The 9,363-nt window shown below is 76.5% G+C and carries 7 protein-coding genes and 2 pseudogenes; 8 read left to right on the top strand and 1 reads right to left on the bottom strand.

Going from position 1 to position 9,363, the window contains the following annotated elements; genetic code table 11:
- The 4 genes and pseudogenes from KBX39_RS13665 to KBX39_RS13650 form a co-directional block, all read left to right on the top strand.
- A partial coding sequence (locus KBX39_RS13665; RefSeq protein ID WP_369010112.1) for a sensor histidine kinase occupies nucleotides 1-440 on the top strand: 440 nt, incomplete at its 5' end.
- Nucleotides 437-1,102, top strand: a complete 666-nt coding sequence (locus KBX39_RS13660; protein WP_043323707.1) for a response regulator transcription factor — start codon at nucleotides 437-439, stop codon at nucleotides 1,100-1,102. The genes KBX39_RS13665 and KBX39_RS13660, both read left to right, overlap by 4 nt.
- A 200-nt stretch (nucleotides 1,103-1,302) precedes the next feature.
- Nucleotides 1,303-2,016 carry an ABC transporter ATP-binding protein gene (locus KBX39_RS13655; protein WP_051611472.1) on the top strand — a complete coding sequence of 238 codons (714 nt, stop codon included), beginning with the start codon at nucleotides 1,303-1,305 and terminating at the stop codon, nucleotides 2,014-2,016.
- 5 nt (nucleotides 2,017-2,021) lie between these two features.
- Nucleotides 2,022-4,502 (top strand): annotated as a pseudogene (locus tag KBX39_RS13650) (ABC transporter permease).
- 63 nt (nucleotides 4,503-4,565) lie between these two features.
- On the opposite strand, the gene KBX39_RS13645 reads toward KBX39_RS13650, so the two are convergent.
- Nucleotides 4,566-5,948 carry a serine/threonine-protein kinase gene (locus KBX39_RS13645; RefSeq protein ID WP_210870858.1) on the bottom strand — a complete coding sequence of 461 codons (1,383 nt, stop codon included), beginning with the start codon at nucleotides 5,946-5,948 and terminating at the stop codon, nucleotides 4,566-4,568.
- 487 nt (nucleotides 5,949-6,435) lie between these two features.
- On the opposite strand from KBX39_RS13645, the gene KBX39_RS13640 reads away from it, so the two are divergent.
- The 4 genes and pseudogenes from KBX39_RS13640 to KBX39_RS13625 form a co-directional block, all read left to right on the top strand.
- Complete coding sequence (locus KBX39_RS13640) at nucleotides 6,436-7,071, top strand: RNA polymerase sigma factor (protein WP_069088687.1); 636 nt, start codon at nucleotides 6,436-6,438, stop codon at nucleotides 7,069-7,071.
- A gap of 16 nt (nucleotides 7,072-7,087) precedes the next feature.
- On the top strand, nucleotides 7,088-7,825 hold the full coding sequence (locus KBX39_RS13635; protein ID WP_210870855.1) for a hypothetical protein: 738 nt from the start codon (nucleotides 7,088-7,090) through the stop codon (nucleotides 7,823-7,825).
- Nucleotides 7,826-7,980: 155 nt separating this feature from the next.
- Nucleotides 7,981-9,216 (top strand): ergothioneine biosynthesis glutamate--cysteine ligase EgtA, encoded by a 1,236-nt coding sequence (gene egtA, locus KBX39_RS13630; protein ID WP_064445809.1) that lies wholly within the window; start codon nucleotides 7,981-7,983, stop codon nucleotides 9,214-9,216.
- A pseudogene (locus KBX39_RS13625) lies at nucleotides 9,213-9,363 on the top strand (ergothioneine biosynthesis protein EgtB); the annotation flags it as partial. The gene egtA and the pseudogene KBX39_RS13625, both read left to right, overlap by 4 nt.

The following is a 9,363-nucleotide window of genomic DNA, read 5'->3' as shown; positions in this document are numbered from 1 at the left end:
GGCCCGCGCACCGCCGGCCCGCGCTGGTGGAGCTGCCCGCGTTGCTCGACCGGTTCCGCGCCGCCGGGCTGCGGGTCGCCTGCGGCGGCGCCGGCGCGCCGCCGCCGCTGCCCCCCGGCCTGGAGCTGACCGTCTACCGGGTGGTGCAGGAGAGCCTGACCAACACGCTCAAGCACGCGGGCGTCGGCGCGTCGGTGGAGCTGACGCTGGACTGGAGCGCCGACGCCGTCGTGATCCGCGCCGTGGACGACGGGCGCGGCCGTCCGGTCGACGGCCCGGCGCCGTCCGGCGGGCACGGCCTGGTCGGCATGCGGGAACGGGTCGGGGTGTACGACGGCAGCCTCGCCGCCGGACCCACACTTGCCGGTGGCTGGCGGGTGCGGGCGCGGCTGCCGCTGTCCCCGGCGGCCGGCACCGGGGAAGGGAGCGCGGCGGCGTGACGGTACGGGTGATGATCGTCGACGACCAGGCGCTGGTACGCGCCGGGTTCCGGATGGTGCTCGACTCCCAGCCCGACCTGGCGGTGGTCGCCGAGGCCATCGACGGCGCGGACGCGCTGCGGGTGCTGGACCGGGTCGCCGTCGACGTGGTGGTGATGGACCTGCGCATGCCGACCATGGACGGGGTGGAGGCGACCCGGCGGATCTGTGCCCGGCGCGACGACGGGCGCCCCCGCGTGCTGGCGCTGACCACGTTCGACACGGAGGCCGACGCGTTCGCCGCGCTGCGCGCCGGGGCGAGCGGGTTCCTGCTCAAGAACGTGCCGCCGGAGGAGCTCATGGCCGCGATCCGGGTGGTCGCCCAGGGCGACTCGGTGGTGGCCCCGTCGATCACCCGGCGGCTGCTCGACCGGTTCGCCGGGCAGCTCGGCCCCGCGCCGGCCGCCGATCCCCGGCTGGCCCAGCTCACCGAGCGGGAACGGGAGGTGCTGCTGCTGGTGGCGCAGGGGCTCTCCAACGCCGAGATCGCCGCCCGGGTGCACGTCGCGGAGGCGACGGTGAAGACCCACGTCGGCCGCATCCTGGCCAAGCTCCAGCTGCGCGACCGGGTCCAGGCGGTCGTCCTGGCGTACGAGAGCGGCCTGATCACGCCCGGCGGCTGACCCGGCGTACGCCTCAGGTCGTACGGGTTTCCCCGGTGGGGGACGACCTCCGTCGCATCGAGGTCGAGCGCGCAGGTGGAGATCAACCAGGTGGTGCCGCCCCTAGCGTCGGAACTGTCAGAAAGACCGTGTCCGACAGGAGCACCTCAGTGTCCGCACCACCGACCACCGGCGTCACCCTCGCCGCCCGCGCGCTGCGCATGGAGTACGGCGCCGGGCAGTCCCGCGTCGTCGCGCTCGACGGCGTCGACCTCGACCTGGCCGCCGCCCGGTTCACCGCCGTCATGGGCCCGTCCGGCTCCGGCAAGTCCACCCTGCTGCACTGCCTCGCCGGCCTCGACCGGCCGACCGCCGGGGCGGTGCACATCGGTGACGCCGACCTGACGCGCCTGGACGACCGGCGGCTCACCCGGCTGCGCCGGGACCGGATCGGCTTCGTCTTCCAGAAGTTTAACCTGCTGCCCACGCTCACCGCGCAGGAGAACATTGTCCTGCCGCTGGCGATCGCCGGCCGTCGCCCGGACCCGGCGTGGCTGGGGCAGGTGGTGGCGGCGGTGGGCCTGACCGACCGCCTCGGGCACCGCCCGGCGGAGCTGTCCGGCGGGCAGCAGCAGCGCGTCGCGGTGGCCCGCGCGCTGATCACCCGACCCTGGGTGATCTTCGCCGACGAGCCGACCGGCAACCTCGACTCGCGTTCCGGCGCCGAGGTGCTGCGGCTGCTGCGCGAGGCGGTGGACATGCTCGGTCAGACCGTCGTCATGGTCACCCACGACCCGGCCGCCGCCGCGTACGCCGACCGGGTGGTCTTCCTGGCCGACGGCCGGCTGGTCGACGAGCTGCACGCGCCCACGGTCGGCGCGGTCCGGGACGCGCTCAGCCGGCTCGATCCGGCCGTCGCGCCGGCAGGGCGGTGACCGGGATGCTGCGCCTGACCCTGCGCCAGGTCCGCGCCGACGGCCTGCGCCTGCTGCTGTCCTCACTGGCGATCGTGCTCGGCGTCGCGTTCGTCGCCGGCACGCTGATGTTCACCGACGGCATGCGCGCCGGGGCGTACGAGCGGGCCGGTTAGTTCGACAGACACACCGACCTGGCCGCGTACGCGGAGAGCGACCCGCTGCCCCCGGCGCTGGTGGACCGGGTACGCGCCCTCGACGGGGTGGCCGCCGCCGCGGGCGAGCTGACCGGCTCCGCCGGGGTGGTGGGCGCCGACGGCCGACCCGTGCTCGGCTACGCGGTGCTCGCCGCCGTCCCCACCGAGGCGGCCCTGCAGTCCTACGACGTGGTGGCCGGGCGGCTGCCGCAGCGCCCCGGCGAGGTGGTGCTCGACGACGAGACCGTCGCCGAGGAGCGCTTCACCGTCGGCGGCCCGGTGTCGATCGGCGGACGCGACGTCGCGGCCCGGCCGTACACGCTTGTCGGCACCGTCGACGTGGACGGCAGCTCCCGCGACGTCGGTGGCCCGTACATCGGGCTGACCGGCCCGGACGCGCTGGCCGTCAGCGGTGAGAAGGGCTACGGCCGGATCATGGTGGCGGCCCGTCCCGGGGTGGACACGGCGGCGCTGGCCGACCGGATCCGCGCCGTGGTGGGACCGGACGTGACGGTCCGGGACCGCGACGCCATCCTCGACGCGGCGGTCGACGACGCGGTACGCGACCTGCGGCAGTTCGGCATGCTGCTGGGCACGTTCGCCGCGGTCGCGGTGGTGGTGGCCGGCTTCGTGATCGCCAACACCTTCGCCATCGTGCTCGCCCAGCGCTCCCGGCGTACCGCGCTGCTGCGGCTGGTCGGCGCCACCCGGGGGCAGATCTACCGGGCCACGCTGTCCGAGGCGGCGGTGACCGGCCTGCTCGCCTCCGTCGTGGGGGTGCTGGCCGGCGCGGCGGTGGCCGGCGGCCTCGGCGTGCTGCTCGCCGGCACCGGCGCGCCGCTGGGCGGCGGGCTCACCCTGACCCCGCGTACGCTGCTGCTCTCGCTGGGGCTGGGAACGCTGCTCACCGTGGCGTCGGCCGCGCTGCCGGCCTGGCAGGGCACCCGGGTCGCCCCGGTGGCCGCGCTCACCGACGCGGCGGTCAACCCGGTCCGTCCGGCCGGGCGGATCCGGCTGGCGGTCGGCGCGCTGGCGCTCGCCGCCGGTGTGGCGGCGCTGGCCGGCGCCGGCGCCACCGGCCAGGTGGTGCTGGTCGCGGCCGGCGGGTTGCTGGCCTTCGGCGGCATCGTGGCGTTCGGCCCGGTGCTGGTGCCGGCGCTGGTACGGGTGCTCGGCGGGCCGTTCCGCGCGGCGTTCGGCGCCACCGGCGGGCTGGCCGTGTCGAACGCGGTGCGCAACCCGCGCCGGGTCGCCGCCACCGCGACGGCCATGGTGATCGGCATCGGGCTGGTCTCCGCCTTCGTGGTCGGCGCGGCGAGCGTCAAGTCCGGCATCGAACGCGCGGTGGACGCCCGGATCGGCGTGGACTTCCTGGTCACCGGCATCGGCGGGGACCTGCCGGCCACCGTTGCCGGCGAACTGGCCGCCCGCCCGGAGCTGGGTGTGGTGCACGAGCAGCGCAGCCGGGTGGTCGGCGACGTGCAGCTGCGCGCCGCGCACCCGGCGCTGGTCCGGCGCACGCTGTCCGCCGTCGACGCCGGTGACCCGGCCGGCCTGGGGCCGGGTTCGGTGCTGGTGCACCGCGAGCTGGCCGCGACCAGGGGCTGGACGGCCGGTTCCACGATCACGCTCGCCGGGCGGCCGTTCCGGGTCGCCGCGGTGGTGGCCGACGAGGAGCCAATCCTGGCCGGGAGCCCGGTGCCCGCCGGTCACCTGGTGGACGTGCTGGACGCCGACTTCACCGCCATGTTCCCGACCGTGCGCGGCCACCTGGCCGAGGTGGATCCGGCCGCCGGGGTGAGCGTCGACGAGGCCCGGACCGCCGTCGAGTCGGTGCTGGCGCGCTACCCGACGGTGAACGTGATGGACCAGGCCGCGTACAAGAAGATGCTCACCGGCACCGTCGACCTGGTGCTGGGGTTCGTCACCGCGCTGCTCGGCCTCGCCGTGGTGATCTCGCTCGTGGGGGTTGCCAACACGCTCAGCCTGTCCGTGGTGGAACGCACCCGGGAGACGGCGGTGCTGCGCGCGGTCGGACTGAGCCGGGCCGGGATGCGGGGTGTGCTGGCGGTCGAGGCGGTGCTCACCGCGCTCGTCGGCACGCTGCTCGGCATCGCGCTCGGCACCGGGGCGGCCGCCGGGGCGATGGCAGTGGTGGCCCGCATCGGCGGGGACTTCACGCTCGTCCTGCCCTGGGCGCGGATCGGGCTGATCGTCGCGGTGGCGGTGGTGGCCGCGCTGCTCGCCTCGGTCCTGCCGGCCCGCCGGGCGCTGTCCCGGCCGGTGGTGGCGTCGCTCGGCGCGGACTGAGCACCACCGCCCGGACACGACGAGGAGCCGGCTCCGCCGCGGGCGGGGCCGGCTCGTCGTGGGTCAGGGTGGGGTGGCCGGCTGCCCGCCGGTGTCACCGCCGCCGGTGCCGGGGTCGGCGGTGGTCGGTTCGGGTGCCGGCGTAGTGGTGGGCGCCGTCGTCGCCGGCGTGCTGGGCGGCGTGGTGGTCGGCGCGCCGGTGGGCGCCGGCTCCTCGCTGACGCTCGGCTGCGCCGACGGGACCGTCGAGGCGCTCGGCGTCACCGACGGCGTGGCCGACGGCCGGCCGCCCGGGCCGACCGGCCGGTAGGTGTAGTCGTCGCCGGCCGTCGGCTCGTCGACGACCGGCTCCGCGGCCGGGTCGCTCGGCGCCACCGCGGGCGCCGACTTGTCGATCTTCGTGGCCGGTTCGGCGGTGTCGTTCGCGGCGGCCACCAGCGCGCCCAGCGCGCCCATCGCCACCAGCACCGCGCCCAGCGCCCCGACGAGCGTGCCGCGCCGGCCCCGCCGCCGCGACGTCGCCACCGCGGCGCCCGGCCGGACCGCCGGCTGGTCGTCGCGGGACCGCGCCGGGCCCGCCGCGCCGCGCAGCGCCATCGTCGCGGTCGGTGAGTCGGTACGGGCGGCCCGCGCCGCGTCGGCCATCGCCGCGGCGCTCGGGTAGCGGTCGGCCGGGTCCTTGGCCAGCGCCCGGGACACCAGCTCGCGCACCGACGCCGGGATCTCCGCCGGCAGCTCCGGCGGCTCGTCGTCGAGATGGCGTACGGCCACCTGCAGCGGGTTGTCACCGGTGAACGGCGGGCTGCCGGTGAGGCAGCAGTACGCGACCGCGCCGAGCGCGTACACGTCGGTGGCGCCCGAGACCGGCCGGCCGGCGGCCTGCTCCGGCGCCATGTAGAGGGCGGTGCCGGGCACCGCGTTGGTGCTGGTGATGCTCGTGACGTTGGTCGAGCGGGCCACCCCGAAGTCGACGAGCACCACGGTGCCGTCGTCCTGCACCAGCAGGTTGCTCGGCTTCACGTCGCGGTGCACGATGCCGCGCCCGTGCGCCGCGTGCAGCGCCTGCGCCACCTGGGCCACGATCGACATGGTCTCGGCGACCTCAAGGCACCCCGCGTCCTCGATCCGCCGCGACAGCGGCTCACCGGCGACGAACTCCATCACCAGGTAGTCGGCCCGGCCGCCGCTGGGCAGCTCGTCCTCGCCGCAGTCGAAGACCTGGACCACGCCGGGGTGGCGCAGCGAGGCCATGATCCGCGCCTCGGAACGGAAACGGGCGATGAAGTCGGGGTCGGACACCAGGGCGGGAAGGAGCACCTTCACCGCGACCGGACGACCGAGGACCAGGTCGGTGGCACGCCAGACGTCGCCCATGCCGCCGGTGGCGACACGGTCTTCCAGGCGGTACCGACCGCTGAGTACGACGTCTGAGGACAGCACCCCCATACCGTACCCACAGCGGGCGCGAAGTATTTCCCGCGATCTCGGCGCGGGATCGAAAGCCTTCAGCGGGGCGTTCCAGCAGCCGGGACGCTGATCGGCGCACCGTGACCGGACCGGCACGATCGGCCAGAATGTGACAGCACGTCGCTGTCCGCCCGCGGGGCCCGGCACGATCGGTTGCGCCGGGGAGCGTCGATTCCGTACGTTGCGTTACCTCGACACGCCGGTGACGGGCGTAGACATTTCTCTCTCTTCCTCCGGCCCTGACGTCTTGCCGGAGCGCCCCGCGTTCCCAGGCGTCGGCCCGGCTCCCGGCCGCCCCGAGCCGTCGGTACCGTATGTCCGCCGACGCCCGTGCCGCGCGGCAGTGTCCATGGCTCATCGCACTCGTGTGCGAGTGTCAGATCAACTCACCGGGGGGCGGGGTGCGGATGGCGGTGTGGCCACTGGCTCCCCGGCGCCCGGACGCGACCCGGTCCGGACGGCGACCGTGACGGCCGAGCTGAACGAGGCGGTCGCCGCGGCGCAGGCCGGCGACGAGGAGGCGTTCCGGTTCCTCTACCGCAGCCTGCAGCCCGCCCTGCTGCGCTACCTGACCGCTCTCGTCGGCGCCGACGCCGAGGACGTGGCCTCCGAGGCATGGCTCCAGATCTCCCGCGACCTGCCCTCCTTCACCGGTGGCGAGTTCCGCGCCTGGGCGGTCACGATCGCCCGCAACCGGGCCATGGACCATCTGCGCCGGCAGCGGCGGCGTCCGTCGGTGCCGGTGCCGGTGCAGGCGCTCAACGACCTGGCCGCCGACGCGGACACCGCCGACCGGGCCGGCGAGGCCATCGCCACCGAGAGCGCGCTGGCCCTGATCCGTACGCTGCCACCGGCCGAGGCGGAGGCGGTGATGCTGCGGGCCGTCATCGGCCTCGACGCGGAGACCGCCGGGCGGGTGCTGGGACGGCGGGCCGGAGCCGTGCGCACCGCGGCGCACCGGGGCCTTCGCCGGCTGGCTGCCATGCTGGAGCGCTCGGCGGCGGACACTGCCCCGGACGACTCCCGGGGCGCCCTCGCGCCGCGTCCCCGTACCGACCGCCAGGTGCCGCACGCGCCCGAGGCCGAGCCGGCGGAGGGCTGACGTGAGGAGAGACGGCATGCACCCTCGCCGGTCCGGCGGGCCCGCCGACCGGGCGGAATCCGATCGTCTGCTCGACGCCGCGCGCGCCGGGTCGCCACCGGGGCCGCAGACCGACCCGCTGACCCGGCTGCTGTCGGCCGCGGCCGGCCCGGCCACCGCCGGTGAGATCGCCGGCGAGGACCGGGCGGTCGCCGCCTTCCGGGCCGCCCGCGCCGCGCCCGCGCCGGGGCCCGTGCCCGCGGTCCGGCCGCGCCGGCGCCTGCGGATCGCCGCCGCGCTGTCCGGGCTGGCCGCCACCGCGGTCGCCGGGGTGGCCTTCGCCGCCGTACGCCTGGACCGCCACCCGGACCCGGTGATCCCGCCGGCGCCGGCCACCAGCGGCCCGGGCGTCACCGGCCCCACCGCCACCGGGCCGTCGCGGCCGGCGCCGAGCACACCGGCCGGCGAGGCGTCGGGCGCGGCGTCCCGGCCGGCCCGCGACGTGACGCCGACGCCGACGCCGACGTCGACGTCGAGCGTCCCGGCCGCGCCGCCCGCGCCCCCGGCGGGGAACAACCGGATCGTCGCCCACTGCCGCGCCTACCTGGTCAAGTCGGAGCGGCAGCGGGAGAAGGCGCTGACCAGGCCCGGCTTCGCCGACCTGGTGGCCGCCGCCGGCGGCCCCGAGCACGTGGAGAGCTACTGCCGGAATCTGGTGGGGGAGCCTTCGGGGACCCCGCCAGCCGAAGACGACGACCAGGACGAGGACGACTGAGCGCGGGGGCGCAATCAGATTCCGGACAAAAATTCATCTCTCCGGGCAAGCGGATCACGTCTGCTAGACAGAGGATGGAGTGACGGCGTCCCGCGCCGAACGGGCCGGGCGCGTCGCGACACCGTGGTCGTCCGTCGCCGAGGAGGAGCCGCCCCATGGTGATGTCGCCGGACCTGGACCGCGCCGTCGTCCTGGGCGACGAGCAGGCGGCCCGGGGCCACCTCGCCCGGATCTGCTTCAAGACCGGACCACCCACGCTCGTCGGCGTCGAACTGGAATGGACCGTGCACGACGCCGCGGACCCGGCCCGGCCGGTCGACCGCGAGCGACTACGCAGGGCGCTGGGGCGGCACAGCCCCGTGACGCTCGACCCCACCAGCCCGGCCGACGAGCTCCGGCGCGCGAGCGCTGTGACCGTGGAGCCCGGCGGGCAGGTGGAGATCTCCGCCGCGCCGCGACCGACTGTCGGCGCGCTCGTCCTGGCCACCGAGGCCGACGTCGCCGAGCTACGGGCCCGGTTGGACGCCGCCGGGCTGGTGCTCGGCCGTAGCGGCATCGACCCCTGGCGGCTGCCGCGACCCGTCGTGGAAACCCCCCGCTACCGGGCCATGCGGTGCGCCTTCGACCGGCGCGGCCCGGCGGGGCGGGCGATGATGTACAGCACGGCGGGCCTGCAGGTCTGCCTCGACGCGGGCGAGCCGGAGCACCTCGCGCAGCGGTGGGCCGCCGCGCACGCCGTCGGCCCGCCGCTGCTGGCCGCCTTCGCCACCGCCGACCGGCACGCGGGCCGGGCCACCGGCTGGGCCTCCGCCCGGATGGCCACCTGGCTGGCCATCGACCCGGCCCGGACCCGTCCGGTGTGGTCGCCCGAACGCGCCGACGAGGATCCGGTGGCCGCCTGGACCGGGTACGCGCTCGCCGCGCCGCTGCTCTGCGTACGCGGCGACGGCCCGGACTGGACCGCGCCGCCGGACGTCACGTTCGCCGACTGGCTGGCCGGCGCGCTGCCCCGCCCGCCCACCACCGACGACCTGGAGTACCACGTCAGCACGCTGTTCCCGCCGGTGCGCCCGCGCGGCTACCTGGAGCTGCGCTACCTGGACGCACAGCCCGGGGCGGCGTGGACCGTGCCGCTGACGGTCCTGGCCGCGCTCTTCGCCGACCCGGCGACCACCCGCGACGCGCTGGCGGCGGCCGCGCCGGTCGCCGACCGGTGGCGCGCGGCGGCCCGGTGCGGACTGGCCGAGCGCCCGCTGGCGACCGCCGCGGCGGCGTTGTTCGACCTGGCCCTGACGGCCCTGCCCCGCCTCGATCTGCCGCCCGCCATCCACGAGGAGACCCACCGAGAGATCCGGCGGCGACGTGCCGCCGCGGAGAGGGGACACCGGTGACCACGACCGAGCGACCGGGCACTGACGCCGAACGACTGCGCGACCGGATCGCCGCGGAGCTGGAGCGGACCCGCGCCCGCACCGCGGCGCTCACGGACGCGGTGGACGACGACGACCTGGTCCGGCAGCACTCCACGCTGATGTCGC

It is taken from the genome of Micromonospora sp. D75, from assembly GCF_018070405.1.
Lineage (GTDB): Bacteria > Actinomycetota > Actinomycetes > Mycobacteriales > Micromonosporaceae > Micromonospora > Micromonospora chalcea.
Note: the sequence above shows the minus strand (reverse complement) of the source record. Positions and strands in the feature narration are given on the sequence as shown.